The 24,617-nt window shown below is 74.6% G+C and carries 25 protein-coding genes and 1 tRNA gene; 14 read left to right on the top strand and 12 right to left on the bottom strand.

What is annotated here, in order from left to right; all coding sequences use genetic code 11:
• Positions 1-148 precede the first annotated feature (148 nt).
• Together KVT14_RS03380 and KVT14_RS03375 are read right to left on the bottom strand one after the other, a co-directional pair.
• The gene (locus tag KVT14_RS03380) at positions 149-1,072 is read right to left on the bottom strand and encodes an endo alpha-1,4 polygalactosaminidase (RefSeq protein WP_308160866.1); all 924 of its coding nucleotides are present in this window, start codon (positions 1,070-1,072) and stop codon (positions 149-151) included.
• Positions 1,069-2,016: an LLM class flavin-dependent oxidoreductase gene (locus tag KVT14_RS03375; RefSeq protein ID WP_217614362.1), complete on the bottom strand. Its 948-nt coding sequence runs from the start codon at positions 2,014-2,016 to the stop codon at positions 1,069-1,071. The genes KVT14_RS03380 and KVT14_RS03375 overlap by 4 nt, the downstream gene beginning before the upstream one ends.
• Before the next feature lie 93 nt (positions 2,017-2,109).
• Here KVT14_RS03375 and KVT14_RS03370 point away from each other — a divergent pair, with 93 nt between their 5' ends.
• Complete coding sequence (locus KVT14_RS03370) at positions 2,110-2,673, top strand: dihydrofolate reductase family protein (RefSeq protein ID WP_147795119.1); 564 nt, start codon at positions 2,110-2,112, stop codon at positions 2,671-2,673.
• Between the two features lie 81 nt (positions 2,674-2,754).
• Here KVT14_RS03370 and KVT14_RS03365 read toward each other — a convergent pair whose 3' ends face one another.
• Both KVT14_RS03365 and KVT14_RS03360 read right to left on the bottom strand, forming a co-directional pair.
• Positions 2,755-3,351, bottom strand: a complete 597-nt coding sequence (locus tag KVT14_RS03365; RefSeq protein WP_217614361.1) for a dihydrofolate reductase family protein — start codon at positions 3,349-3,351, stop codon at positions 2,755-2,757.
• 40 nt (positions 3,352-3,391) lie between these two features.
• Positions 3,392-4,162: a DUF1206 domain-containing protein gene (locus KVT14_RS03360; protein WP_217614360.1), complete on the bottom strand. Its 771-nt coding sequence runs from the start codon at positions 4,160-4,162 to the stop codon at positions 3,392-3,394.
• A 207-nt stretch (positions 4,163-4,369) separates the two neighbouring features.
• Between KVT14_RS03360 and KVT14_RS03355 the strand changes: the two genes are divergently transcribed.
• Positions 4,370-4,807: a hypothetical protein gene (locus KVT14_RS03355; protein WP_217614359.1), complete on the top strand. Its 438-nt coding sequence runs from the start codon at positions 4,370-4,372 to the stop codon at positions 4,805-4,807.
• Between the two features lie 4 nt (positions 4,808-4,811).
• Here KVT14_RS03355 and KVT14_RS03350 read toward each other — a convergent pair whose 3' ends face one another.
• From KVT14_RS03350 to KVT14_RS23375, 3 genes are read right to left on the bottom strand one after another with little or no spacing between them, the layout of a single operon-like run.
• Positions 4,812-5,384 carry a YdeI family protein gene (locus KVT14_RS03350; RefSeq protein ID WP_217614358.1) on the bottom strand — a complete coding sequence of 191 codons (573 nt, stop codon included), beginning with the start codon at positions 5,382-5,384 and terminating at the stop codon, positions 4,812-4,814.
• A gap of 46 nt (positions 5,385-5,430) precedes the next feature.
• Positions 5,431-6,033, bottom strand: a complete 603-nt coding sequence (locus KVT14_RS03345; RefSeq protein WP_217614357.1) for a DNA-binding response regulator — start codon at positions 6,031-6,033, stop codon at positions 5,431-5,433.
• Positions 6,030-7,271 (bottom strand): histidine kinase, encoded by a 1,242-nt coding sequence (locus tag KVT14_RS23375; protein WP_217614356.1) that lies wholly within the window; start codon positions 7,269-7,271, stop codon positions 6,030-6,032. Before KVT14_RS23375 ends, KVT14_RS03345 begins: the two co-directional genes overlap by 4 nt.
• A 153-nt stretch (positions 7,272-7,424) precedes the next feature.
• Between KVT14_RS23375 and KVT14_RS03335 the strand changes: the two genes are divergently transcribed.
• The 7 genes from KVT14_RS03335 (at position 7,425) to KVT14_RS03305 (ending at position 13,974) form a co-directional block, all read left to right on the top strand.
• Positions 7,425-7,922: a small multidrug efflux protein gene (locus tag KVT14_RS03335; RefSeq protein ID WP_217614355.1), complete on the top strand. Its 498-nt coding sequence runs from the start codon at positions 7,425-7,427 to the stop codon at positions 7,920-7,922.
• Positions 7,923-8,102: 180 nt separating this feature from the next.
• Complete coding sequence (locus tag KVT14_RS03330; protein ID WP_217614354.1) at positions 8,103-9,140, top strand: ATP-grasp domain-containing protein; 1,038 nt, start codon at positions 8,103-8,105, stop codon at positions 9,138-9,140.
• Entirely contained in the window at positions 9,137-10,297 is a 1,161-nt protein-coding gene (locus KVT14_RS03325; protein WP_217614353.1) for a hypothetical protein, read from the top strand. The genes KVT14_RS03330 and KVT14_RS03325 overlap by 4 nt, the downstream gene beginning before the upstream one ends.
• Before the next feature lie 44 nt (positions 10,298-10,341).
• Positions 10,342-11,511, top strand: a complete 1,170-nt coding sequence (locus KVT14_RS03320; RefSeq protein WP_217614352.1) for an MFS transporter — start codon at positions 10,342-10,344, stop codon at positions 11,509-11,511.
• Positions 11,508-12,122 carry a hypothetical protein gene (locus KVT14_RS03315; RefSeq protein WP_217614351.1) on the top strand — a complete coding sequence of 205 codons (615 nt, stop codon included), beginning with the start codon at positions 11,508-11,510 and terminating at the stop codon, positions 12,120-12,122. The genes KVT14_RS03320 and KVT14_RS03315 overlap by 4 nt, the downstream gene beginning before the upstream one ends.
• On the top strand, positions 12,119-13,048 hold the full coding sequence (locus tag KVT14_RS23115; protein WP_217614350.1) for a hypothetical protein: 930 nt from the start codon (positions 12,119-12,121) through the stop codon (positions 13,046-13,048). The genes KVT14_RS03315 and KVT14_RS23115 overlap by 4 nt, the downstream gene beginning before the upstream one ends.
• Before the next feature lie 161 nt (positions 13,049-13,209).
• A complete protein-coding gene (locus KVT14_RS03305) occupies positions 13,210-13,974 on the top strand; it encodes an SRPBCC family protein (protein WP_217614349.1) in 765 nt (254 codons plus the stop codon).
• Between the two features lie 45 nt (positions 13,975-14,019).
• Here KVT14_RS03305 and KVT14_RS03300 read toward each other — a convergent pair whose 3' ends face one another.
• From KVT14_RS03300 to KVT14_RS03285, 4 genes are read right to left on the bottom strand one after another with little or no spacing between them, the layout of a single operon-like run.
• On the bottom strand, positions 14,020-15,717 hold the full coding sequence (locus KVT14_RS03300) for a glycoside hydrolase family 13 protein (protein WP_217614348.1): 1,698 nt from the start codon (positions 15,715-15,717) through the stop codon (positions 14,020-14,022).
• Positions 15,718-15,775: 58 nt separating this feature from the next.
• Positions 15,776-16,666, bottom strand: a complete 891-nt coding sequence (locus tag KVT14_RS03295; RefSeq protein WP_217614347.1) for a carbohydrate ABC transporter permease — start codon at positions 16,664-16,666, stop codon at positions 15,776-15,778.
• On the bottom strand, positions 16,666-17,592 hold the full coding sequence (locus tag KVT14_RS03290; protein WP_147795105.1) for a carbohydrate ABC transporter permease: 927 nt from the start codon (positions 17,590-17,592) through the stop codon (positions 16,666-16,668). The genes KVT14_RS03295 and KVT14_RS03290 overlap by 1 nt, the downstream gene beginning before the upstream one ends.
• Entirely contained in the window at positions 17,589-18,959 is a 1,371-nt protein-coding gene (locus KVT14_RS03285; RefSeq protein WP_254630313.1) for an ABC transporter substrate-binding protein, read from the bottom strand. Before KVT14_RS03285 ends, KVT14_RS03290 begins: the two co-directional genes overlap by 4 nt.
• A gap of 78 nt (positions 18,960-19,037) precedes the next feature.
• Here KVT14_RS03285 and KVT14_RS03280 point away from each other — a divergent pair, with 78 nt between their 5' ends.
• The 3 genes from KVT14_RS03280 (at position 19,038) to KVT14_RS03270 (ending at position 22,922) form a co-directional block, all read left to right on the top strand.
• Positions 19,038-20,261 carry an ROK family protein gene (locus tag KVT14_RS03280; RefSeq protein WP_217614346.1) on the top strand — a complete coding sequence of 408 codons (1,224 nt, stop codon included), beginning with the start codon at positions 19,038-19,040 and terminating at the stop codon, positions 20,259-20,261.
• Positions 20,262-20,345: 84 nt separating this feature from the next.
• Complete coding sequence (locus tag KVT14_RS03275) at positions 20,346-21,590, top strand: hypothetical protein (RefSeq protein ID WP_217614345.1); 1,245 nt, start codon at positions 20,346-20,348, stop codon at positions 21,588-21,590.
• 192 nt (positions 21,591-21,782) lie between these two features.
• A complete protein-coding gene (locus tag KVT14_RS03270) occupies positions 21,783-22,922 on the top strand; it encodes an acyltransferase (RefSeq protein WP_217614344.1) in 1,140 nt (379 codons plus the stop codon).
• Between the two features lie 139 nt (positions 22,923-23,061).
• Here KVT14_RS03270 and KVT14_RS03265 read toward each other — a convergent pair.
• Positions 23,062-23,144: transfer RNA gene (locus tag KVT14_RS03265), tRNA-Leu, on the bottom strand.
• A 235-nt stretch (positions 23,145-23,379) separates the two neighbouring features.
• Here KVT14_RS03265 and KVT14_RS03260 point away from each other — a divergent pair.
• Positions 23,380-24,093, top strand: coding sequence for a DUF3662 and FHA domain-containing protein (locus tag KVT14_RS03260; protein ID WP_147795101.1), 714 nt, complete (start codon positions 23,380-23,382; stop codon positions 24,091-24,093).
• 21 nt (positions 24,094-24,114) lie between these two features.
• Positions 24,115-24,615, top strand: a complete 501-nt coding sequence (locus KVT14_RS03255; protein ID WP_147795100.1) for an FHA domain-containing protein — start codon at positions 24,115-24,117, stop codon at positions 24,613-24,615.
• Positions 24,616-24,617 lie beyond the last annotated feature (2 nt).

Raw genomic sequence — 24,617 nt, 5'->3', positions numbered from 1 at the left:
CCCCTCGACCCGCGGATCGGGTCGGGGGGCCGTCGTCGTGCGGGGCGCGCCTGGTCCCCAGCCCTTTCTCGCACGGTCGCCCGATCGATCAGGGCGCGGCGGGGGAATCGGGTGGGGATCAGCCGGCCGCCGTCCGGGCGCCGCCCCGTCAGCAGGCGGCGAAGACGTACGCCGGATCGTCCGGCGTGCTCAGGTCCCGGTCGCGGCGGATCGTCGACGGCGGCCGGTCCGGGTCGGAGCAGGCAGCGGCGAAGCCGGCGTCGGTGTACTCGATGTCCAGCACCGCGTCGCCGTAGACCTCCGTGTACGCCGCGCACTCGTCGTACTGCGCGCACTCCTCCGCCACCGCGAAGTCGAACCCCGCCTCGTCCCGCCCGCGGGTCCCGAGCTGCGGGGTGTTCTTCTGCCCCGCAGCGAGCCCCACGTCGTGCGCGACCGCCACCAGCCGGGCCGCCAGGTCGACCGCGCCGTCCTGGTCGAGCCGGCCGCCGGACCGGGTCCACGAGTCGAGGTTGTCGAGCTCCACCGCGGCGAACCCGCGCTCGGCGCACGCACGGACCTGCGCCCCGACGAGCTCCGCGAGCGCCGCCCGGTCGGCCGCGGTCCTCGTGTCGAGGAGCAGCTCGTCCGGCCAGCCCTCGTCGACGACGGGGTCCCCCGCGTCGTCGCGCAGCACCAGGTCGGGGTGGTCGGTCAGCCAGGTGTCGCGGTCGCCGGGCTGGGTCTGGAAGCCGTTGACGTAGCAGGCCGACCACAGGCCGGGCTCGGGCTCGTCGGTGACGTCGCGGACCACACCGCCGACGCCGTCCGGGGCCGGGTAGCCGCCCCCGAGCTGGTAGTCGACGACGACGCCCGGCGGCGGACCGCCGGGGTGGGGCTCGTCGGAGGCGGCCCGGGTCGGCTCGCCCGCATCCGCATCCGCGTCCGCATCCGCCGAGCGGGAACCGCCGGCAGCCACGTCCGCACCGCGTCCGCCGTCGTCCGCGCCGTCGCCCGCCGCACAGCCCGCGACCAGCGCGAGCGCCAGCGCCCCGGCCGGCGCCGCACGGACCAGCCGGGCGAGCACGCTCACAGCACCGCCGCGAGCCCCTCGAGGCCCGCGAGCGGGTCCGGACCGGCGGGCGCCAGCACCACCGCGTCGGCGCCGGCCAGCGCGAGCCCGTCCAGCCGCGCCCGGGCCTGCTCCGGCGTCCCGACAACGGCGAGCCGGTCGACCCAGGCGTCCGGCAGCGCGGCCGCGAACTCCGCCCGGTCCGGGGTCCGGTCGCGGAGGGCGCGGAACTCCCCCGCGAAGTCCATCGGGTCGATGTGCGGCGCCCAGCCCGGGTCGCCGATCCAGGCCAGCGCGGGCCGCACCCGGTCGCGCGCGGCGGCCGCGTCGACGTCCACGGCCGCGACGTCGTAGGCCACCACGCGGTGGTCGGGGGCGTGGCCGATCTGCGCGATCGCCGCGGCGAGGTACTCGGGCCCCACGGGCTCGGCGAGCACCGTCCCGTCGGCGCACCGGCCGGCCGCGGCGAGCGACTTCGGCCCGCGGACCCCCGCCAGCACCGGCGGCACCTCGGACGGCGGGGCCTCCAGCCGCACGCCGTCCAGCCGGACGTACCGGCCGTCGACGGTCACCTCCTCGCCGCGCAGCAGCGCGCGCAGCGCGGTCACGTACTCCTCGAACGCGGTCAGCGGGCTCGACGGCCACGCACCGGCCTGCCGCATCCAGTCCGGCATCCCGTGGCCGATGCCGAGGTGCAGCCGACCCGGGAACAGCTCCGCGACGGTCGCCGCCTCCATCGCCGCGAACGCCACGTTGCGCGCGCCGACCGGCAGGATGCCGACGCCGACGCGGATCCGCTCCGTTACCGCGAGCGCCGCCGCGGCCTGCGCCATCCCGCCGCGGAACCCGAGGTCCTCGACCACCCACAGCTCGGCGAACCCGAGCTCGTCGGCGCGCCGCGCGTACGGCAGCACCTGGTGGGCGGGCAGGTCACGGGGCAGCAGGACGCCGACGTCGAGGCTCATGCCCCGACCCTACGGGCGTGGCGCATCCCGGTGTGCTGTCCTGGTGCCCTGACCCGCGGCGTCGCGGGACCCGCCCACGTCGGGAGGTCGGCCATGGCCAGGCTCGTCTACTCCGCGATCACGTCGCTCGACGGGTTCGTCGCCGATCGCGACGGCCGGTTCGACTGGAGCATGCCGGACGAGGCGGTGCACCAGCGGGTCAACGAGCTGCACCGGGGCGTCGGGACGTACCTGTACGGGCGCCGGCTCTACGACGTGATGGTCGCGTGGGAGACGATGGAGACTGCCGACGAGCCGCCCGCCGTCCAGGAGTACGCCCAGCTCTGGCGCGCGGCGCACAAGGTCGTCTACTCGACCACCCTCACCACCCCGCGCAGCGCGCGCACCCAGGTCGAGGCCACGTTCGACCCGGAGGCGGTGCGCCGGCTGCTGCACAGCTCGCCGCACGACGTGCTGATCGGCGGCGCGCACCTCGCCGGCCTGGCGCTGCGCGCGGGGCTCGTCGACGAGGTGCACCTGTTCGTGTCGCCGGTCCTGGTCGGTGGCGGGACCCGGGCGCTGCCGCGGGACGTGCGCGTCGACCTGGAGCTGCTGGACCTGGAGCGGTTCGCGAACGGGGTGGCGCACCTGCACCACCGGGTGCACGAGGTCCACTGACCCCGCGGCGCCGCGGCGAGGTCGTCCCATCGGCGCGAGGTCGTCAGACGTTCGTGACGACCTCACCGTCGTCCGCCGACCTCAGCGCCGGACGGGGAAGCTCAGATGCGTGACCCCGCGCGACGGCACCACCACCGTCGGGTCGCCGAGCGGCACGGGCCCGCCGGCCTGCGCCGTGAAGTACGGCCGCCCCGACCCGAGGAACACCGGCACGAGGTCGACGTTCACCGCGTCGAGCAGCCCGGCCGCGTGCACCTGGGACGCGATCGTCCCGGCTGCGACGCCCACGACCTTGTCCCCCGCGAGCTCCTGCGCCGCGGCGACGGCCTCCAGGACGCCCTCGTGCATGACCACCAGGTCGGGGGACCCGAGCGCCGCCGACTCCCGGACCGGCCGGTGCGTGAGCAGCACGAACGGCACACCCAGCGGGTGCTTCCCGCCCCAGCCGTCGGTGAGGTCGAACAGCTCGCGCCCCACGACCAGCGCCCCCAGCTGCTCGCGCCACGCCAGCCAGTAGGCGGCGCTCTCCTCCGTCAGCCGGAACGGCGGCAGGTCGCCGTGGTTCTCCACGACGACGTCGCCGGCGTCGTACCAGCCGAACAGCTCGTCGATCCCGTGGTCCTGCCGCGCGATGAAGCCGTCGAGCGACGTGGTCGCCGAGGCGATGACCTGTCCCATGCGCGCGACGCTAGTCCCGCGCATCGCCCCGGAGAAGGGGTCAGACCTTCGCGTGCCGCGCCCGCCCGAACGCGTACACCCCGTACGCGGCGAACCCGAGCGCGACGAGCGTCAGCAGCACCGCCCCGAACGGCAGGCCCGCCAGCGTGTGCAGCGCCGCGTCGAGCCCCTCGGCCTTCTCCGGGTCGGCCTGCACGGCGGCGACGACGAGCAGCACCCCGACGACCGCGAGCGCCGCGCCCTTGCCGATGTACCCGACCTTCCCGGCCTTTCGCACCCAGGGCGCGGGGCTGGACTCGAGGTCCTCCAGGAACTTCTCCTTCCACCCCTTCACGACGTGGTAGCCCGCCACGGCGACGACGCCCAGCCCGACGAGCCCGACCAGCACCCGCCCGAACCCGGAGGACAGCAACCCGGACGTCGCGCCGCCCGACCCACCCGACGACTGGTCCGTCAGCACCGACACCGTGGTGAACGCGAGCACCGCGTACGTCACGGCCTTCGCCGCGGCCTTCAGCCGGTCGGCGGTCTCGCCCCAGGCGATCGCCTCGGTCGCCTGCCACAGCGCCAGCAGCACGAACCCGACCAGCAGCACCCACAGCAGCACCTGGCCGAAGCCGTTCCCGGCGACCTGCTGGAGCGCGCCCTGCTGGTCGGCCTGCTCGCCGCCCGACGTCCAGGCGAGCTGGACGGTCACCCAGGCGAGGAGGAGGTGCAGGACCCCGCTGGCGGCGTAGCCGAGGCGGGCGCCCTTCTCCAGGAGCGGGTGGTCACCGGCGCGGGCGGCTGCGTGCTGGACGTCTCCGGTCATGGGGTGAGCGTGGCATCGGGTCCGCGCCGGCGCGCGGCGAGCAGGCCCCGGCTCCGTCGGCCGAGGCGCGCGTCACACGCCACCTGGGCCGATGGTCGCACCCCGCGGCCGTCGGCGGGGCTATGCCCACCCACCGCGAGGCCGTCCCCGGGACGCCGACCGCTCCCAGGTTGGCCCCCGCCCCCGCCCGAGGAGCAGGGTGAGCCCGTGCAGTCGGACGAGTGGGTGCAGCAGGACGTCCCGGGTCAGGACGGCGTGATCGAGCAGGCGCGGCACCGCGCCGAGGTCGTGCGCGACCACGTCGAGCACGCCATCGACCTCGCCGAGCGCGACGGCGGCCCGTTCGACTTCCTGTCCATCGCCATCGCCGCGCACTGCTCGGTGACCTACCTGCGGCAGCACCGGGACTTCGCCGCGCGGATCCGGGCGCTCCAGGCCACGGTCCCGCCCGAGCCCGCCGACCGGCAGGACGCCGCGCTGCGTCGCCGGCTCGCGGACGCGCAGCACCGCGCGGCCGCCCTGGGGGACCGCGTCGCGCAGCTGGAGGCGGAGAACGCGCGGCTGCGCGACCGCCTCGCGCAGACCCGGCGGGCGGTCCCGGTCCGGCTGGGTCCCGGGGCGCGTCGACCCGGGACCGCCCGGTAGCGCCCTACTCCCCCGCCAGCCGCGCCACCGCCCGCGCGACCCGCTGCGCCCGCGCCTCCGGCGTCGGCGCGACCATGAGCGGGTGCAGCACCGAGTACCGCGCCTGCCGGTCCAGCGCGTCGAACGCCGCACGTGCGGCGGGGACGGCGTCGAGGGCCGCGAGCAGGTCGGCCGGGACCTCCGCGGTCGCCGAGCCGGCGTAGGCGCGGTCCCACCGGCCGTCGGCGCGCGCGAGGTCCACCTCGGCGTGCCCGCGCGCCCGCATCCGGCCGTCCGCGACGAGCCGGGCGACGTGCTCGACGTTCCGCTGCGACCAGATCGACCGCGCCCGCCGCGGCGTGAACCGCTGCAGGAAGGTCGCGTCGTCGCGGCTGCGCTTCTGCCCGTCGATCCAGCCGCTGCACAGCGCCTCGTCCAGGGCCTGCGCGTAGGTCAGCGACGTCGGCTCGACCGTGCCCTTCTTCGCCAGCACCAGCCACACACCCGTGGTCTCGTGCTCGTGGGCGTCCAGCCACGCGCGCCACGCGGCCGCGTCGGCGACGACGAGCGGCGCCTCGGCAGCATCCGGTTCGGTCATGCGAGCAGCCTCGACGGGCGGACCGCCGGGCACAAGCCCGACGCGCTCAGATCCAGCCCCTCTCCTCCGCGACCAGCACGGCCTGCTGCCGAGTCGCGACCCCGAGCTTGCCGAGGACCGACGACACGTGGTTCCGCACCGTCCCGGGCGACAGGTGCACGGCGGCCGCGATCTGGGCGATCGTCTCCCCGCGCCGCCCGGCCCGCAGCACGTCGAGCTCGCGGTCGGTCAGCGGGCTGCGCTCGTCGGCGAGCGCGTCCGCCGCGACCTCGGGGTCGACGTACCTCCGCCCGGCTGCGACCAGCCGGATCACCTCGGCGACGTCCTGCGCCGGGCGGGACTTCGGCAGGAACCCGTCGACGCCCGCCTGCAGCGCGCGACGCAGGACGCCGGGGCGCGCGTGCCGGGTCACCACGAGGCACCGGGTCGGCACCGTCCGGGCGAGCCGCGCGGCAGTGTCGATGCCGTCGATCCCGGGCATCTCGAGGTCCAGCAGGCACACGTCGGGCCGGGCGCGCTCCGCCGCCGCGAGCGCCTCCGCGCCCGACGCGCACTCCGCCACCACGTCGAGGTCCGGCTCCAGCCGCAGCAGCGCCGCGAGCGCCGTGCGGATCATGTCCTCGTCGTCGGCGATGAGCACCCGGATCACGCGCCGGCCCCCTCTCCCGCGCCGACGGGCACCGCGACCGTCAGCTCGAACTCCTCGTCGCGGCGGACGTGCACCTCGCCGCCCAATGCGCCGATCCGGTCCCGGATGGCGGCGATGCCCGTCCCGCCCGGCGCGGTGGCGTCACGGGCCGATCCGGGGTCGCGGTCGTTGGCGATGGCGTAGCGCCACCGGTCGCCGTCGCGCCGCAGGCTGATCCGCGCCCGGGTCCCGCCGCCGTGCTTGAGCACGTTCGTCACGCTCTCGCGGACCAGCGGGCCGAGGACGTCCGCCGGGGCGTGCTCGGCGCCCGGGCCGACCTGCACGTGCACCTCGTGGCCGGCCGCCCGGAGCAGGTCGGCGGCGTTCGCCAGCTCGTCGGGCAGCGGGACGCCGCGGAACCGGGTCGCGAGGTCCCGCGTGCCGGCCCGCGCCTCGTCGACCGACGCCCGCGCGGTCCGGATCTGCTCGGCCGCCGCGGCCGGGTCGCGCTCGATCAGCCGCTCCGCGAGCTCGAGCTGCAGCGCGACGACCTGCAGGTGGTGGCCCTGGAGGTCGTGCACCTCGCCGGCCAGTCGCAGCCGCTCGCGCATCGCCGACACTGCGCCCGCCGCCTCCCGCGCCCGGTCGAGCTCCCGGACCAGGTCCCACCACCACAGCGAGAACGCGGACAGCGCCGGCAGCAGGAGGATCAGCGTCGGCGGCAGGGTCGACAGGTCGGCGTCGTCGGTGTCGATGCCGAGCCGCGGCGCGTCGACCACCCAGAGCCCCGCGAGCACCAGGGTGAGGACCGCGATCAGCCGCCAGCGGACGCCCTTCGGCCACGGCAGCAGGCTCAGGAGGAAGGCGAGCACGCCGGACCCGAGCATCCAGGACCCCGTCGTGACGCCGAGCAGGACGGCTCCGGCCGCTCCGACGACCAGCGCGACCGCGCGCCGGCCACGGCGGCTGCGGTTCGGACCCCCGTCCCCGTCCTCGGTGGTCCCGGGCGCGCCCACCGGGTAGTCGCACACCAGCACCGTGGCGGCCGCGAGCTGGAGCACCGCACCCAGCGCCGCGAGCGCGGCACCGCCCGGCAGCACGACGTGCTCGGGCAGCTCGCCCAGCCAGAGCCACCAGTTCGTCAGCACGACCAGGTCGAGGAACACCAGGCCGGCGACGGTGTACCACCAGGTCGCGCGCACGCCGCCGGCGTAGGGGCCGGCCGCCCCCGCCCACGTCGCCCGCCCCCGCTCCGCCATGGACCCGACCGTACGGCCATGACATCCGTCACGGGGCGACCCCCGGGACCTCACGGACGCCGATGACACCGCGCCACTGCCGCTCGCCCGGGGCCAGGACGTGGGATGGAGGCACCGAGAAGCACCCGTCCGCACCGCACCCCGGAGGTCACCATGGCTGGTCTGCCCGACGTCGTCCCCCAGTTCCAGGAGTTCGTCGCCCAGCTCCCCGACTGGCTCCAGCCCGCGGGCGTCGCGCTCGCCGGCGCCGTCCCGTTCGTCGAGGGCGAGGGCGCCGCCGCGATCGGCGTGGTCGGCGGGATCAACCCCGTGGCGGCCGCCGCGGCGGCCATCGCGGGCAACTTCCTCGCCGTGCTGCTGGTCGTCGCGGTGGGCGCCCGCACCCGGCAGGCCGTGGTCACGCGCGGCGGCCGCGCCCCGTCGGCGCCGAGCGCGAGCCGGCAGAAGTTCGACCGCGCGTTCGCCCGGTACGGGGTCGCCGGGGTCAGCCTGCTCGGGCCGCTGCTCATCCCGACCCACTTCACCGCGGCGGCGCTGGCCGCCTCCGGCATCTCCCGCGGGCGCATCCTCACCTGGCAGGCGATCGCGATCACGCTGTGGACGATCGCGATCAGCCTGGTCATCACGGGCGTCATCGCGTTCGCGGGCTGACCGCGGGCGCTTCTGGATCTCGAACCGCCGAGCCCCACCTACCACGCAAATGGGGCATTTTTCGCACATTCCCCTGCGTCATACCACAGCACATTCCGAGCGAGGTGTGGAAATACTCACTCCCTCTGGAGAAACCGGTACCTGAATGGTCGGGTCACAGCGGTCCGCTAGCCATAGCGTGTGGTCGAGATCGCGGCGCATCGCGATCCGAGGCTCACGACGCAGGGGATCGATGTGACTGCCCAGACGACCGTGCACGACGACATGCGCACCCCAGCCGGCTCGCGACCGACCACCTGGCTCATCACCGGCGGGCCGGGCCCCGAGCGGCACGGCTCGCTGATCTCGGGCAGGGACGTCGCGGCAGCGTTCGCGGAGATGGGGGTCGAGCACCGCACGATCGACCTGGTGTCGATCGCCGACGCCGCCCTGCGACCGGGTGACGTCGCCTTCCTCACCACCCACGGCCAGTGGGGCGAGGACGGCAAGCTCCAGGGATTCCTCGAGACCCTTCGAGTCTCGTACACCGGACCGGGCGTGCTCGGAGCGGCGATGTCGATGCACAAGGCGGTCACGAACCGCGTGGCCGAGTCGGTGGGCGTGAGCGTCCCCGTCTGGCTTCGCGTGACCGCGGCGACGCCGTCCGTCCAGATCGCCGACTTCGTCGACCGTTACGGTCCGCGCGTCGTCCTGCGGCCCGCCACGGGTGGTGGGAGTCGCGGCGTCGTCGTCGGCGAGTCCGCTGAGATGATCCTTGCCGCGCTGGCCGACACGACGTGGGAACACCCCGACTTCGTGCTCAGTCCCTTCGTCGTGGGCAAGGAGATCTCGGTGGCGTGCATCGCCGAGAGCCACGGCGTCCAGCACCTGCCCATCCTGCAGACGGAGTTCGACGGGCCGCTCTACGACTACACCATCAAGCACGATGCGACCCTGCGGCGCCACCACTGCCCGGCCCCGCTCGCGGAGCACACGGTCAGGAGCCTGCGACGGAGTTGCGAACGGCTCTATGAGCGGCTCGGGCTGAGCGGGTTCGCACGCTTCGACTTCCTGGTCCCGGAGGACGGGATCCCGAGGTTCCTCGAGGTCAACGCTCTCCCCGGCATGGCACGGTCGGGCAACCTCGCGACGATGGCGGCGGCCGGTGGGGTGGGGTACCCCGAGCTCGTCCGACGGCAGCTCGCGAGCGCGGCGAGCACCGATCGGTACCGTCCGTGACGGGCGTCCGTTTCCGGAAGGCGGCGACTCCGCACGGCGAGCTCCAGGGGTGGTCGTCCGAGGATCCCGGCGGCGTCCTGTTGTGGGACGCACCGCTGTACCGGACCGTCACCTCATGGCTCGAGCGGGTGTTCCGGGCTCACCTCGCGGCGGCGCGGGCCATCTGGGAGCCGGCACCGGCGCAGTTCGCCCGCACCCTGGGCCTGGGAGAACAGCTCGCCGCCGAGGTTCCGGTGGAGTGGGACGACGACTCCGTCGGCTTCTGCCGTGTCGACTTCGTGCTCGAGGCCGGACGTCCGACCGTGCTCGAGATGAACGTCGGCACCTCGGCGGGCGGTTCGATCGACGTCGAGGCGTGGGCGAGGCGGGTCGGTCCGTCCATCGGCGCGCGGCCCCACCACGCGAGGCTTCGTTGGGTCGCGCGGCGAGCGAGCGAGCTGGGTGCGTGTCGGGTCGTGATCCCGGTGTGGCCGTGGCTCGCGACCGGAGACCCCGAGCGGTACTTCGCCTCGACCCGGCACCACCTCGGCGAGCTCGGCTTCTCGTCCGACCTCGTCCCGCTCCTTGAGGTGCCTCACTGTGTCGACCGGGAACGGGACGTCGCGCTCCGCCTCTTCGCCGTCCAGGACGCGCTCGCGCACGGCCTGGCCCCTCGGGACTACGGCTACGGGCGCGAGTCGCAGGTCCGTTGGCTGTGCGGCGAGTTCGCGACAGCGTTGTCCAGCAAGGCCCTGCTCGCAGCGACAGCGCTCCAGCGGTCGGACGCGCCACTAGTCCCGCAGACCCGCGTCCTCGGGAATGCGCCGCCCGGCCTCGAGGGGATTCCGGTCGAGGACGCGGTGGCGCTGCGCGACGACCTCGTCCTCAAACCGGTGGACGAGCTGGGCGGAACCGGAGTGGCCATCGGACGCACCACCGCTCCCGACGTCTGGGCCTCGCTGTGCCGAGGCGCCAGACCAGGTGGGTGGGTGGTCCAGCGGGTGGCGACGCCCGACGTCGTGCACACTCCACGAGGACCGGCGGCTGCGGTCTGGGGGGCGTACCTCGTCGAGGGCAGGGCGTCGGGGATGCTGGCTCGGTTCCTGCCCGGCGGTCGGGGCGACTGCGTGATCAACGGGCACACGGGTGCCTTGCTCACCGCGGCGGTCGCGCGGTGAGCGAGGCCGGCGAGGCGCGACCGCGGGCTCGCCACCTGATCGGCATGTCCGGGCTCTCCGCCACGGGAGACGGCATCGCCCGGACCCTGCTCCCGCTCGCCGCGGCAGCGGCCCCGCACGCGGAGATGCTCGTCGGGGTGGTGCAGACCGCGGCACGGCTGCCGTGGCTCGTGGCGTCGCTGCCGGCGGGCCGAGCCGCAGACGGCCGGGGGCCGAGCGTGGTGCTCGCCGTCGGCCTCGCCCTGAAGCTCGGCGGACTCCTGCTCATCGCCACCGCGGCTCTGACGTCCACCTGGGGGCTTCTGGTCCCGGCCGCCCTCGCCGCGGCGACGGGTGAGGTCCTGTTCGAGACGGCGACGCAGGTCAGCGTCGTCCACGACTTCACCGAGTCCGACCGTCCGAGGACCAACAGCGCCCTCCAGGCCACCCAGGTGTCCCTGGGCCAGTTCGTGGGTCCGACCGTAGCCGGGCTGTTCTGGCAGTGGAACGCGCTCGTCAGCCTCGCGTCAGCCCTGAGCGCGCAGATCGGCGCGGGGGCGGCCCGTCGCCGGTGGGAGGCCCGACGGCCGCCGGTCGGGTCGCGCTCGTCCGCGGCCGGACCGCGCTCCGGCTGGGGAGCGGGTCTCCGCGCACTGTGGTCGTCGGACGCTCTGCGCGCGACCACCGTGATCGGCACCGTCAGCATGCTCGCGTACGGGCTGTGGAGCGTGTGCTTCGTCCTCCACGTCACCGGTCCTGCCGGGCTCGGGGCGAGCAGCGCTGTCTTCGGCCTTCTCGTGGGCTGCCCTGCGATCGGGGCGCTGCTCGGGAGCAGGGTCTTCCCCCCTCTGCTCCCTCGTCTCTCCGCTCTGGCCGGGTTGCTGGCGATGATCGTCGGTCAGCTCGGGCTGTTCGTCCCTGCCGCTCTCGGGGCGCCAGCTGTGATCGTGGCGTGTGGCCTGGTCATCTACGGTCTCGGGCTCGCGGGGTGGTCCGCGGGGGTGCTCGCGTTCCGGCAGTCGGTGGTTCCGAGCGAGGTGTACGGACAGGCGACCGGTGCCTATCGGTTCGTGAGCTGGGGAGCGAGCCCGCTCGGGGCCGCGCTCGGCGGGGTGCTGGTCGCCCGTGCCGGCACCTCGGTGGGGATGCTCGTCGGCGTGGCGCTCGTCGCTCTCCAGATTCCCCTCGTGCCGTGGGCGCGGTCGCTGCGCTCCTACCGGGGTGGGCGAGCATGAGGCGGTCACCGCGCTACTTCTCCCAGTGGGGCGACCTGGCGTGCAATCACGCGGTGATCGAGCGCCGCGAGGACCCCGCGACGCTGCACGACTGGGGTGCCGACGGGTACGCGTCGGGTGCGGAGTACCGACGGTGGTCGCTGAACACGTGCGGGATCGCCTGCCTCCAGTCCGTCCTCTCGGACCTGGGACACCCCGAGCAGCCCAAAGCGGCCCTCCTGCGCCGCGCCGTCGCGACCGGCGCCCTCGTCCCGCAGGACGACGGTGGGATCGACGGGATGTTCTACCGCCCGTTCGTCGAGTGGGTGCGGGCCGACTACGGGATCGAGGCGGTGGTCCGCGGTGTGCTCGAGGTGGACGAGCTCTCGTCCCATGTCGCGTCCGGCGACTGGTACGTCATCGCCTCCGTCTCGTCGGAGATCCGCTGGCCCGACCGACGGCCGAGCCGCCGCGGGGGCCACCTCGTGCTGGTGCACGACATCCGGGACGGGCACCTCGTCTTCCACAACCCGTCGGGACTCGGCGCCACCGCGGCCGACGCCCGCTGCGCCCCCGAGAGGTTCGCCCAGTTCTTCGCCGGGCGCGGCATCATCGTGAGGAGAAGCTCGTGAGAATCGTCCTGATCGCCGGCGGTCGGACCGCCGAGGCCGCCGGAACCCGGGGCTCCGCAGCGCACCTCGAGCAAGCGGCCCGTGCTCTTGGGCACCGCGTCGAGACCCTGGAGGTACCGGCCGACCCGGACACCCGGTGGTCAGCGCTGGCCTCCGCGCGGCAGCACGACGTCGTCCTCCCCCTCATCTCCGGTCTCGAGGGCGCACTCGAGCTCCTGGACGTCCCGTACGTCGGGTCGCCACCCGACGCCGCCGCGCTCGCTGCCAACAAGGCGACCTTCAACACCCTGCTCACCGGGTGGGGCCTGCGCACCGTACCCTGGGAGCTGCACGACGTCGGACGAGACGGTGTCTCGGCGTCGCCCGCCGTCCCGGGACCCTGGTACGTCAAGCCGGCCCGCCTTGGCGCCTCGTACGGCATCAGCCGCGTGGATGCACCCGGCGGCCTCGGCACCGCGGTTCGGGCCGCAGCCGACCACGACAACCTCGTCCTGATCGAGCAGGAAGTTCCCCGACCGTTCATCGAGGTGGAGGTCGCGGCAATCGTGGGGGCGTCGGCCCGGATCAGCCCCCCGATGGAGATCAGGGCGCCAGGTGCTCTGTGGCGCGATCCCCGGTGGAAGTACTCGCTCGACGAGCTCCCGGTCCTCTACCAGGGCGGCGCGGCGCAGGAGTGCCTCGACGCCGTCCGATTGATGATCGAGCGCTCGGGCGTTGCGGGCGCGGTGCGTTTCGACCTGTTCGTCTCCCGCGGGCAGGCTGTGTTCGTCGGAGAGGTCAACGCGCTGCCGGGGCACGGCGCGGCCTCGACCTTCCCTCGCATCTTCGAGCTCGCGGGTGTCAGCCGGCCCGAGCAGCTCGAGATGATGCTGGAGGCCGCGGTGCGGAACCACTCCCGCGCAGCCTCGCAGCGCGTTCGCGGATAGCGGCGGTACTGAGCGGGGGCGGACCTCACCCGTCGCAGAGCCGGCTCGGACGAGGGCATCGCCTTCGCGGGCTGACCGCGGGCGTTCCCCGGCCGCGGCGCGCATGCTGGACCGGCCGGGTGCAGCGCCGCCGCCCGGCGCCGGTCGGACGAGGAGACGTCATGACGACGAAGGTCGAGGAGTCGGTCCTGGTGAACGTGCCGGTTTCCGTCGCGTACAACCAGTGGACCCAGTTCGAGGACTTCCCCCGGTTCATGGGGGGCGTGCAGTCGGTGACCCAGCTCGGCGACGACCGCCTGCGGTGGGTCGCGGAGATCGCGGGCGTCAAGCGTGAGTGGGAGGCGCGGATCCTCGAGCAGGTCCGCGACGCGAAGGTCGCCTGGGCGGCCACCGAGGGCGCGACCAACGCGGGCGCCGTCACGTTCGAGGACCTGGGCGGCGGGCAGACCTCCGTGCACCTCTCGCTGGAGTACGCGCCGGAGGGCCTGGTCGAGAAGGTCGGGGACGCGCTCGGGGTCGTGGAGAACCGCGCCAAGAAGGACCTCGAACGGTTCAAGGCGTTCATCGAGGACGAGGGGTACGCCACCGGGGCGTGGCGCGGCGAGGTGAACGCCGGGGCCGGGGTCGGCACCCCGGGGGTCGAGGCGGCCGCCGCGTCCGAGGGCGACCGCGGGAAGGCCGGGTTCTCCGGCAAGGCCGTGGCCGCGGGACTCGGTGCCGCCGCGGCGGGGGCGGCCGCGGCCGTCGTCGGGGCCGCGCGGGCCGGCGGGGACGCGGCGGAGGTCGACCCGGTGGTGCCCGCGACCGCGGAGCCGCTGCCGCCGGCGGAGCCGGTCGCCGGCCAGGCCGCGCCCGTGGTCGACGTGCCGCCGACGCGGACCGCGCCGGTGGCCGACGACGGGACGGACCCCGCCGCGCAGATCTGACACGGCGCCCCCGGTCGGGACCTGCCCGACCGGGGGCGCGGTGCGTCAGGCCTCGTCGGCCAGGAACCAGGCCGTCGTCCACCCGGGCACGACCCCGTCCGCCCCGGCGCCCGGCTCCGCGCTCGTGAGCACCACGCGCCCGGCGTCGACCCGGTACGGCTCCGCGCCGAAGGTGGTGACGACGTGCCACCCGCCCGGGCGGACGTAGTGCAGGACGTCGTCCCGCCCGGTCTCGACCCACGCCAGCTCCTCCGCGCCCTGGAGCCGCCGCCGGGCCGCGAGCGCCCGGCGGTAGAGCCCGAGCGTCGAGCCGGGGTCCGCCTCCTGGGCCGCGACCGCGTGCTCGGCGAACCACGCCGGCTGCGGCAGGTGCGCGGCGCCGGCGCCGAAGCCGAACGAGCCGCCGTCGGCGGTCCACGGGATCGGCACCCGGCAGCCGTCGCGGCCGACCTGGGTCCCGCCGGTGCGGAAGAAGGTCGGGTCCTGCCGCTGCTCCGCGGGGATGTCCGCCACCTCGTGCAGGCCGAGCTCCTCGCCCTGGTAGAGGTAGGTCGAACCCGGCAGGCCCAGCACCAGCAGCGTCGCGGCCCGGGCGACCCGCAGGCCGTGCTCCCGGTCCAGCCTGGACTCCGGACCGCCCTCCAGCAGCCAGCGCGCGGCCCGCTCGCGCGGGGCGAGACCGTCGCCGCGCGGCGCGATGCCGTAGCGGGTCGGGTGCCGCACCACGTCGTGGTTCGACAGCACCCAGGTGCTCGACGAGCCGGACCGCGCGGCCAGCTCGAGGTTGTCGGTGATGATCCGCCGGAACTCACCGGCATCCGGCTCCGCGAGCAGCAGGTCGAAGTTGAAGGACTGCCCGAGGCTCTCCGGCCGGGCGTACAGCGGCACCCGCTCGGAGTCGACCCACGCCTCGGCGACGGCGGCGCGCGGCGGGTCGTAGTCGTCGAGGACGGTCCGCCACTCGGCGTACACCTCGTGCACGTCGTCCCGGTCGTACAGCGGGTGGTTCCCGTCCCGCGGCAGCGCCTCGATCTCCGCGGCCGAGGGCAGCGGCTCGGTCAGGTCCTTGGTCAGCATGTGCGCGACGTCGATCCGGAAGCCGTCGACCCCGCGGTCCGACCAGAACCGCAGGGTCCGGACGAAGTCCGCGCGGACCTCCGGGTGGTCCCAGGCGAGGTCGGGCTGCTCGGTCGCGAAGCTGTGCAGGTACCACTGCCCGTCGGCGACCCGCTCCCAGGCCGGCCCGCCGAACGTCGACTCCCAGTCGGTCGGCGGCTCCGAGCCGTCGGGTCCCGCACCGTCCCGGAAGATGTACCGCGCGCGCTCGGGCGACCCCGGCCCCGCCGCCAGCGCGGCGCGGAACCACGCGTGCTGGTCGGAGGTGTGGTTGGGCACGATGTCCACGACGACCCGGATCCCGCGGGCGTGCAGCGCCTCGACCATCGCGTCGAAGTCGTCGAGGGTGCCGAGCCGCGGGTCGACGTCGCGGTAGTCCGCCACGTCGTAGCCGCCGTCCGCGAGCGCCGACGGGTAGAACGGGCTGAGCCAGACGGCGTCCACCCCGAGCTCCGCGAGGTAGCCCGCCCGCCGGGTGACCCCGGCCAGGTCCCCGAGGCCGTCGCCGTCGGCGTCGGCGAAGCTGCGCGGGTAGACCTGGTAGACGACGGCCTGCCGCCACCAGGCGGGGACGTCCCCGGGCGGGGTGCTCGCGGCGGGCGCGGTGGTGGTGTCCTGTGCGGTCATGCGGGTGCGTCCTCCTGCGGGTCGGGGTGCGGGTCGGGTGCGGGTCGGCGGGGCCGGGTCAGCCCTTGACGGCGCCCTGGGTGACGCCCTCCATCACCCAGCGCTGGGTGAACAGGTAGGCGACGATCGCGGGCGCCATGGCCATCAGGTACGAGGCGAACGCCACGTGGTAGTTGTTGCTGAACTGGTTCTGGAACAGGTTCTGCCGCACCGGCAGGGTCTGGAGCGCCGGGTCCGAGATGATCAGCGACGGCATCATGAAGTCGTTCCAGGCGTACAGGAACGCGAAGATGCCGACGGTCGCGCTCATGGGTGCCAGCAGCGGGAAGATCAGCCGCCAGAACGTCTGCCACGTCGTGGCGCCGTCGAGCCGCGCGCTCTCCTCGAGCTCCTCGGGGATCGACCGCAGGAACGCCGTGAACAGCAGCACGCTGAAGCTGAGCTGGAACATCGTCGCCAGCAGGATCACGCCGAACGGGTTGTCCAGGCCGACGCGGCCCGTGAGCTGGATCTGCGGCAGGGCGACCACCGGGAACGGGATGAACATCGCCGCGAGCAGGTAGTAGAAGGAGTACCGGAACAGCCGGTGGTCCCAGTTCCGCATGATCGCGTAGGACGCGAACGCGGCGAGCAGGATCGTCGCCACGACCGTCCCGGCCGTGACGAGCAGCGAGATCCCGGCGCCCACCGGGAACTTCGTCAGGTTCCACGCCTCGACGAACCCGTCGACGCTGAACGGCGCCGGCAGCGAGAAGGCCTGGCCGTCGACCGCCTGCCCCTGGGTCTTGAACGCCATCGACACCGTCACGTAGAGCGGCAGCAGGACGGTGACCGCGCACAGCACCAGGACGACCGTCCCGGACCAGTTCGTGCGCTCGGACCGGACGTGGCCGGTGGTGCGGCCGGTGCCGCGGGCGGCCGCGACCGCCGTCGTCGTCTGCGTCGCCATCACGAGGCCTTCCGGGTGCGCGTCAGGGAGAGCTGCAGGAGGGAGATCAGGACCGCGACGACGAAGAAGATCGTCGCGTTCGCCATCTGGTAGGCGTAGTCGCCGCCGTTGAAGCCGGCGATGATCGTCATCGCGACGCTGCGGGTCTCGGTGCCGGGGCCGCCGTTCGTGAGGCCGACGATGATGTCGTAGGCGTTCAGGTAGCCCTTGAACCCGAGGATCACGTTGATGACGACGTAGCCGGCCACCAGCGGCACGGTGATCCGGAGCAGCTGCTGGACCTTGCTCGCGCCGTCCAGGTCGGCCGCCTCGTACACGTCGCCGGGCACGGACAGCAGGCCCGCGATGTAGATGAGCATCGTCCCGGGGATCGACTGCCACGCGGTGACGAGGACGATCGCGACCCAGGCCAGGTCCGGGTTGGCCAGCAGGCTCGTCTCCAGCCACCCGATCCCGGTGGCGGCGCCCGCGGCGGGCAGCGAGTTCGAGAACAGGAAGTTGAAGACGTACGCGATGATGATGCCGCTGATCACCATGGGGACCACGAACACCGTCCGCAGCGCCGTCTTCATCCGGATCCGCGACGTCAGCCCGACCGCGAGCAGGAACGCCACCAGGTTGACGACGACCACCGTGGCCACCGCGAAGCCGAAGGTGAACAGGTAGCTCTGCAGGATCGCCGGGTCGCTGAACATCGCGACGTAGTTGGTCAGCCCGACGAAGCTCCAGTCCCCGATGCCGATCGAGTCGGTGAAGCTGAAGAAGATCCCGATGATCCCCGGCACCGTGATCGCCAGCGTGAACAGCACGACGGTCGGCAGCAGGAGCAGGTAGTAGATCGGCTCGACCCGGCGGCGGGCGCGCCGGGGCGGTGGGGCGGTGGCGGCCGCGCGGGCGGCCGTCCCGGTGGTCACGGTGCTGGTCATCGCGTCGACTCCTTCGTCTCCGTGACCGGGGCCGGCTGCCGGAAGGCGAGCCGCGCCCAGTCCGCGTCCAGCGTGCGGAGCATCCCGGCGGGGTCGCCGCCGAGCAGGACCGCCTGCGCGTAGTTGTTGACCGGGATGGTCTTGGGGATGAGCACGGACGGCCCCTGGTACACCCGGTTGTCCTCGTAGTACGACGCCATCCCGGCCACCCGCGGGTCGTCGACGGGCGCGGCGTCGGTGGTCGGCGTGAAGCCGAGCTGCGAGGCGTTGTAGGCCTCGATGACCTCCGGGCGGTACAGGTACTCGAGGAAGTCGCGTGCCGCCTCCGGGTGCTTCGCCTCCACCGGGATCCAGGCCGCGAGGTCGACGTTCACCCGGACCGCCAGGTCGTCCGGGTCGTCGGTCATCGGCAGCGGGAAGGTGCCGAGCGGGAGGTCGGGGGCGGTTTTGGCGATCTCGCTGAACGCCCACGGCCCCTGGAGGTACATCGCCGCCTCGCCCTGGGCGAAGGCGAGGTTGCCGTCGCCGTAGCCGCGGCTGGCGGCGTCCGGGTTGACGTACTGCGCGAGCTCGGTCGCCTGCTCCAGCGGCCCGGTGAAGTCCTGCTCGAACGACACCGCGCTGCCCGGGCCGACGTCGGTGCCCTGCTCGGCGAGCCGGTCGAAGAAGTCGAGGACGTCGACCTGCCCGCCGACCGCGTAGTCGAACCAGCCCTGCGCGACCGTCCAGTCGTCCTTGAACGTGGCGTAGATCGGCATGATCCCGGCGGCCTGGAGCGTCTCGCAGGCGGCGATCAGCTCGTCCCAGGTCTGCGGGACCTCGATCCCCTGCTCCGCGAAGATCTGCTCGTTGTAGATGACCGACGCGGCCATGACCGAGTACGGCAGCGCGCTCGTCCGGCCCGGGTACGACCCGTACTGGTCCATCAGCGGCTGCAGGTCCGGGCGGATCCGGGTGGCCGCCTCCGTGTCCGACAGGTCGCTCAGCGCACCGCGCTGCACGAACCGCGCCGACTCCATGTTGTAGTTCGCGAGCGCGATGTCCGGCGGGTTGCCCCGGACGAAGCTCGCCGACACCACGTCCACGCCGGAGGTGTCGAGCACCACCCGCACGTCGGTCTGCGCGGCGTTGTACTCGTCGACCAGCTCCGTCATGAAGCCGATCGCCTCGCGCTTGCTGAACGCGAACCGCACCTCGTCGCGGCCGTCGCCGGCGCACGCCGCGAGCAGCACCCCGCTCGTCAGGACCACGAGCGCGGACGCGACGGCCCGGCGCACGCGCCGCACCCGCCCCGCCCGCCCCGCGGGTCGAGAGATCCCCTGCACCATCGTCCCCTCCGTCGCGGACACCGGTCGGGCGAACGTCATCGTCGCCCACTAGATCTACTTGGCAAATCAACTCGCCTCGGGCAGTGTGTCAGCGCCGAGGAAGGGCGGTCAAGACCTGTGACGACCCAGCACCACCGCGCGGCGCCGCGGCCCGCGAGCCTGGACGCCGTGCTGTCCTGCGCGTGGGATGCCGCCGAGCTCACTGCCAGCGAGGTCATCGCCGCGACCGGCCTGACCCGGTCCACCGCGATCGAGGCCCTCGACGCCCTCACCGCCACCGGGCTGCTCCGCGAGCTGCCGAACGCCCGCGCCGCCGGCGCGTACCGCAAGGGCCGCCCGGCGCGGCGGTTCGGGCTCGTCGCCGACGCCGCCGTGCTCGTCGGGGTCGACAGCGGGCAGGTGCACGTCACGGCCACCGTCGCCGACCTGCGCGGCGCGCCGCTCGGCACCGCCCGGGCGGTGCTCGGGCCGCTGCACGACGACCCCGCGGTGCGGCGGACCGCGGTCCTCGCTGCCGTCGACGAGGCGCTGGCCGCCGCTGCACGGACCCGTGCGGACGTGCTCGCCCTGTGCGCCGGCGTGCCCGCCCCCGTGAACACCCACGGCGACTCGCCCCCGCACCCGGACGGCTTCTGGGACCGGATGAACCCGGGGCTCCGCGACGCGTTCGCCTGGGCGCCGCTGGTCCGCGTCGAGAACGACGCCTCGCTGGCCGCGGTGGCCGAGGGCACGCGCGGCGCGGCGGTCGGCAGCCGGAACTACGTGGCGCTGCTCGCGGGCGAGCGCCTGGGCGCGGGCGTCGTCGTCGACGGCCGGGTGCTGCACGGCGCGCACGGCGGCGTCGGCGAGATGGTGGCCTTCGACCTGGTGGAGGGCGTCGGCGCGGCGTACGGGCTCGGGGCCCGGGCGGCCGAGTGGGCGGCCGACGCCGTCGCGCGCGGGGAGGTGGCCTCCGGCGGCCCGCTCGCCGCCGTCGCCGCGGAGGACCTCGACGGGCGACGGGTGCTCGAGCTCGCCGCCGACGGCGACCCGGACGCCCTGGAGGTCGTGCAGCGGGTCGGCGCGATGCTCGCCCGCGTCGTCAGCGTGCTGGGCAGCATGTTCGACCCGGAGCGCATCGTGGTCTCGGGCGCCGTGTCCGCGGGGGTGCAGCAGGTGGTCGAGGCCGCGCGAGCGGCGCTGCCGCCGGGGCTGCACCTGCCCGCGCCGGCGCTCGAGATCTCGCCTCTGGGGGCGGACGTGGTGGTGACCGGGGCGATCGCGGAGGCGCTCTCCGCCGCCCGGGCGCACGCGCTCGACGTCCTGGCGTCGCGCGCGGCCGCCGGCGACGCGCGGGGATAGCGCCCCGCGGGAGCGTCGCCGCACCCCACGACCGCTCCTCGGAGGGGGCTGGCTCCGGTCGGCCCGACCCGCGAGGATGCCGCGGTGACCGCACCCACGCACGCCGCCCTCATCGCCGACCTGCGCCCCGCCGAGCGCAGCAGCCAGGCACCGGAGCAGCCCGGCCCCGCGCACGACGACGCGGTCGCGGCGCTCCGCGCGCACGCGGCCCGGTGGTCGCTCCAGGACGCCGCATCCGCGTGGGCGGCGGGCCTGTGGTCCGCGCCGTTCGGCTGGCGCAGCGCACTGACCGGCGTCGCCGTCGGCCGCGTCCTCCCGGTCCACCCGGCGGAGCCGTACTCCGCCACGTCCGACGTGTGCCGGGTCTGCGGGCACCGGGAGGGCCACGGGCTCGACGTCGCCGAGGAGCGCTGGCAGCGGCACACCCAGGGGGCGCCGATCGACGGGGCCGTCGCCGAGCACGTCCTCGCGCTGGACGACCTCGCGGGTCATCCCCGCCCCGAGCCGACCGACTACGACGTCTGGGCGCTGCGCGCGCTGCTCACCACGCTGCGCACCCTGCCGCCCCGCACCCGCCCGTCGAAGGCCCGGGACGCGCTGAAGCGGACCGGGGTGCTGCCGACGTCGTCGGCGTGGGCGTACCAGTCGGTGCTCGAGGAGCTGGCGCTGGTCGGCGTCGTCGCGACCGCTGCGCGCCCCGGCATGGTCGAGCGGTGGACGACCTACGCCGAGCGCGACCAGCGGCCGAGCGTGCGGGTGGAGGTGCAGGCGCCGCTGGCCTGGTGGGACTCGGACCACGGGCTGCGGGAGGACGTGGTGGAGCGGGTGTTCGGCCACCTCGGGACCTCGTCCGTGGACCTCGACGCGCCCCGGCCGACGCCCGAGCCCGAGCGGGCCGCGACCGCCACCGTCGCGATCCCGGCGCTGCTGCGCGCCCCGCGCACGGGGGCCGCCCTGCCGCCGCACGTCGGCACCGGCCAGGCCGAGGCCGGCGACGTGTACGCGATCCGCCTCGCGGACGACCGGTGGGTGACGGCGTACGTGCACGGCGAGGCGCTGACGGAGCCCCGGCGGTACGTCCTGGTGGAGTACCTCGCCGGGGTGCACGCCGCGTTCCCGTCGCCGGACGCCGTCGGGACGGCCGTGCAGCCGCGGCGGGACGGTCGCTCGACGTTCCGGGTGCACTCGCTGGAGAAGCTGCCGCGCGCCCGCCGGATCGCCCGGGACGTCCCGGCACCGTCCGCGGCGGAGCCGCTGCCCGCGAGCTCCCCGACGGGGGGCGCGGAGACCGTCCGGCAGATGGCGGGATGGTTCTTCCCGGACGCGTGAACGCGGGCCTCGGTGCCGGACGGGCTTCGGGACCGGGGTCGGCGGTCCACACCTGCGCTGCGACCGGGGAGACGACCGCCGCGGGTCCGTTCAGGTGAACCTCACTCGCAGCCATGCCTGATATGTCCGCTTTGTGACAAGGTGCCCTCACCAGCAGCGGGGCACGGGCAGGGCGGGACGCCAGGGGGCGACGTGACGATCGGGACCACCACGAGTGCGCGCGTCGAGGGGGTCGACGCCCTCCGCGGACTGGCCGCGATCGCCGTGTTCATCTGCCACATCGGCGGCTACTGGGGCTTCCTCGACCTGCCGGGCAAGCTCCCGCAGCTCGTCGCCGCCGGCGCGCACGGCGTCGACGTATTCATCGTCATCTCCGGGTTCTGCCTCGCCCTCCCGCTCGCCGGGCACCGGCGGCCGCTGCGGGTCCCGCAGTTCTACGGCCGCCGCGCGTGGCGGATCCTGCCGCCGTACTACGTCGCCCTCGCGGTCGCCGCCGTGCTCGCGCTGCTCCCGGCGACCTGGCACCTGACCGTCGCCCGGCAGGCGTCCCTCGGGGACGTGCTGCTGCACCTCGTCACCGGGCAGGCGTGGGTGCCCGGCGAGGTCGGCACCATCAACGGATCCCTGTGGTCCGTCGCGCTCGAGGTGCAGCTCTACCTGCTGTTCCCGCTCCTGGTCCTGGCGTGGCGCCGCTGGGGCATCGTCCCCGTGCTCGTCGGGGCGGTCGCGCTCGACCTGGCCTGGCGCGGCTCCGGCGCCCTCGGCGGCCCCGCACCCCTCGGCTCCGACCTCGTCGTCCCGGCCCGGCTCGACCAGTTCGTCGCCGGCATGGCCTGCGCCGTGGCGATCCGCGCCGGCTTCACCTGGTCCGTGCGCCGCGGGCTGGTCGTGTTCTCGATCGCGACCCTCGCCGCGCTCGGCACCTCGACCCTCGACCTCGGCGTGTTCACCGGGGTGGCGTGGGCCGCCGCCGGGTCCAGCGCGGTGCTGCTGCTCGCCGGGCCGCTCGGCCGGGCGCTCGGGGACACCGTCCCGGATCGGTTCGGTGCGCGGTCGTTCAGCTTCTACCTGCTGCACCAGCCGGTCCTGCTCGTCGGCGCCCCGGTCGTGGCGCTGCTCCCGGGCGGGATGCCCGTGCAGCTGGTCGTCGGGGGTGCGATCGCGTTCCTCGTCACCGTGGCCGCCGCCGAGCTGCTGTACCGCGGGGTCGAGCTGCCCAGCCACCACGCAGGGCGTCGGCGTTTCCCGGTCACCGTCGCGCTGCCGCCGCGCACGCCGGCCGTCACGCGGGACGACCGGCGCGACGACCTTCCCGAGCCGACGCCGGTGTGATGGTGCCCAGCCGGCTCCGTCGCGGTCGCCGCGATCCGTGAGCCGGTCGCCCCGGCGTGGTCCTGGCGACCGCATGTCCGGCCCCGGACGCGAAGAACCCCCGGCCGGATCTCTCCGACCGGGGGTTCCCCGTCATGTGTGCGCGAGGGGGGATTTGAACCCCCACGCCCTTTCGGACACTGGCACCTGAAGCCAGCGCGTCTGCCGTTCCGCCACTCGCGCGCCGCAGAAGATTAACACGATTCCGGGGGCCCTCCTGACCACCCCCTCCGCGGCGCCCCGGGACCCCGCCTGCACGCCCCGCGCACACCCCGCCGCGACCTCTTCACCAGGGACGCGCCACACCCGTCGTCCCCAGGGAGAGCCTGCGGACCTGGTCCGCGGCTACCATCGACGCAGTGTGTCGGGTGCAGGTTCGCGCCCGACCGTTCGCGCGTGCGGTGAGGAGGTGGTGGGCGTGGGCATCCTGGACCGGTTCGAGCACGGTGTGGAGCGCGTGGTGAACACCGCGTTCGCCAAGGCCTTCCGCAGCGAGGTGAAGCCCGTCGAGCTGGCGAGCGCGCTGCGCCGCGAGGTCGACGACCGGGCCGCCGTCGTCGGCCGCGACCGGACGGTCGTGCCGAACGAGTTCACGTTGGAGCTGTCGCCGTCCGACTACGACCAGGTCGAGGCCTGGGGCGCCGAGGCGCTGGCCGACGAGCTGGCCGCGAACGTCACCGAGCACGCGACGGGCCAGCGGTACGCGTTCGTCGGCCCCGTGACGGTGGCGTTCCACGAGTACGAGGACCTCGAGACCGGACGGTTCCGGGTGAAGTCGGCGACGGTGCGCGGTGCGGCCGCCCCTGCGACGACCGCCGCCCCGAGCCCGCGGCACCCGCTCATCGACATCGACGGCCAGCGGTACCTGCTGACCGGCCCGGTCACGGTCATCGGCCGTGGCTCGGAGGCCGACATCGTGGTGGACGACCCGGGCGTGTCCCGCCGGCACCTCGAGATCCGCGTCTCGTCGCAGGGCGTCGTCGCCTCGGACCTCGGGTCCACGAACGGGTTGTTCGTCGAGGGGCACCAGGTCCCCGCCGCGACACTCCTGGACGGGAACACGCTCACCATCGGCCGGACCCGCATCATGTTCTGGACGGGCGACGGCGACGGACAGGACCAGGACGAGTGAGCCACGGCACGCAAGGCACGCATGAGTGAGCTGACGGTCACCCTGCTCCGCCTGGGCTACCTCGTGCTCCTGTGGGCTTTCGTGCTGTCCGCGATCGGGGTGCTGCGCCGGGACCTGTACGGGACCCGCATCACGAGCCGCCGCAAGCCGCGCGCCGCGGCACCCGCCGCCGGCCCCGCCACGGCCCCTGCCGCCGCCCCGGCGCCCGAGCGCGGCCGCGGCCGCAAGAGCGGTCCGACCCGCCTCGTGGTCACCGAGGGCCCGCTGCGCGGCACGACGCTCCCGCTCGGGTCGTCGGCCGTGCTGATCGGCCGCGCCCCGTCCTGCACGCTGGTGCTCGACGACGACTACTCGTCCTCCCGGCACGCGCGGGTGTACCCCGAGGGCGGCCAGTGGCTGGTCGAGGACATGGGGTCGACCAACGGCACCTTCCTGGACGACCAGAAGGTCACGGACGCGGTCCCGGTCCGCCCCGGTGCGCAGATCCGCATCGGCCAGAGCGTCCTCGAGCTGCAGGGGTAGCG

This window comes from Cellulomonas sp. GbtcB1, from assembly GCF_019091725.1.
In the GTDB taxonomy this organism is placed as follows: Bacteria; Actinomycetota; Actinomycetes; order Actinomycetales; family Cellulomonadaceae; genus Cellulomonas.
This window is presented reverse-complemented; position numbering and strand designations above follow the sequence as displayed.

Bases quoted from the DNA above. Each gene is read 5' to 3' on its own strand.
- KVT14_RS03375 (WP_217614362.1), bottom strand. From the start codon at position 2,016: ATGAGCCTCGACGTCGGCGTCCTGCTGCCCCGTGACCTGCCCGCCCAC.
- KVT14_RS03370 (WP_147795119.1), top strand. From the start codon at position 2,110: ATGGCCAGGCTCGTCTACTCCGCGATCACGTCGCTCGACGGGTTCGTC.
- KVT14_RS03365 (WP_217614361.1), bottom strand. From the start codon at position 3,351: ATGGGACAGGTCATCGCCTCGGCGACCACGTCGCTCGACGGCTTCATC.
- KVT14_RS03360 (WP_217614360.1), bottom strand. From the start codon at position 4,162: ATGACCGGAGACGTCCAGCACGCAGCCGCCCGCGCCGGTGACCACCCG.
- KVT14_RS03350 (WP_217614358.1), bottom strand. From the start codon at position 5,384: ATGACCGAACCGGATGCTGCCGAGGCGCCGCTCGTCGTCGCCGACGCG.
- KVT14_RS23375 (WP_217614356.1), bottom strand. From the start codon at position 7,271: ATGGCGGAGCGGGGGCGGGCGACGTGGGCGGGGGCGGCCGGCCCCTAC.
- KVT14_RS03335 (WP_217614355.1), top strand. From the start codon at position 7,425: ATGGCTGGTCTGCCCGACGTCGTCCCCCAGTTCCAGGAGTTCGTCGCC.
- KVT14_RS03320 (WP_217614352.1), top strand. From the start codon at position 10,342: ATGTCCGGGCTCTCCGCCACGGGAGACGGCATCGCCCGGACCCTGCTC.
- KVT14_RS03315 (WP_217614351.1), top strand. From the start codon at position 11,508: ATGAGGCGGTCACCGCGCTACTTCTCCCAGTGGGGCGACCTGGCGTGC.
- KVT14_RS03305 (WP_217614349.1), top strand. From the start codon at position 13,210: ATGACGACGAAGGTCGAGGAGTCGGTCCTGGTGAACGTGCCGGTTTCC.
- KVT14_RS03300 (WP_217614348.1), bottom strand. From the start codon at position 15,717: ATGACCGCACAGGACACCACCACCGCGCCCGCCGCGAGCACCCCGCCC.
- KVT14_RS03295 (WP_217614347.1), bottom strand. From the start codon at position 16,666: ATGGCGACGCAGACGACGACGGCGGTCGCGGCCGCCCGCGGCACCGGC.
- KVT14_RS03290 (WP_147795105.1), bottom strand. From the start codon at position 17,592: ATGACCAGCACCGTGACCACCGGGACGGCCGCCCGCGCGGCCGCCACC.
- KVT14_RS03285 (WP_254630313.1), bottom strand. From the start codon at position 18,959: ATGACGTTCGCCCGACCGGTGTCCGCGACGGAGGGGACGATGGTGCAG.
- KVT14_RS03255 (WP_147795100.1), top strand. From the start codon at position 24,115: ATGAGTGAGCTGACGGTCACCCTGCTCCGCCTGGGCTACCTCGTGCTC.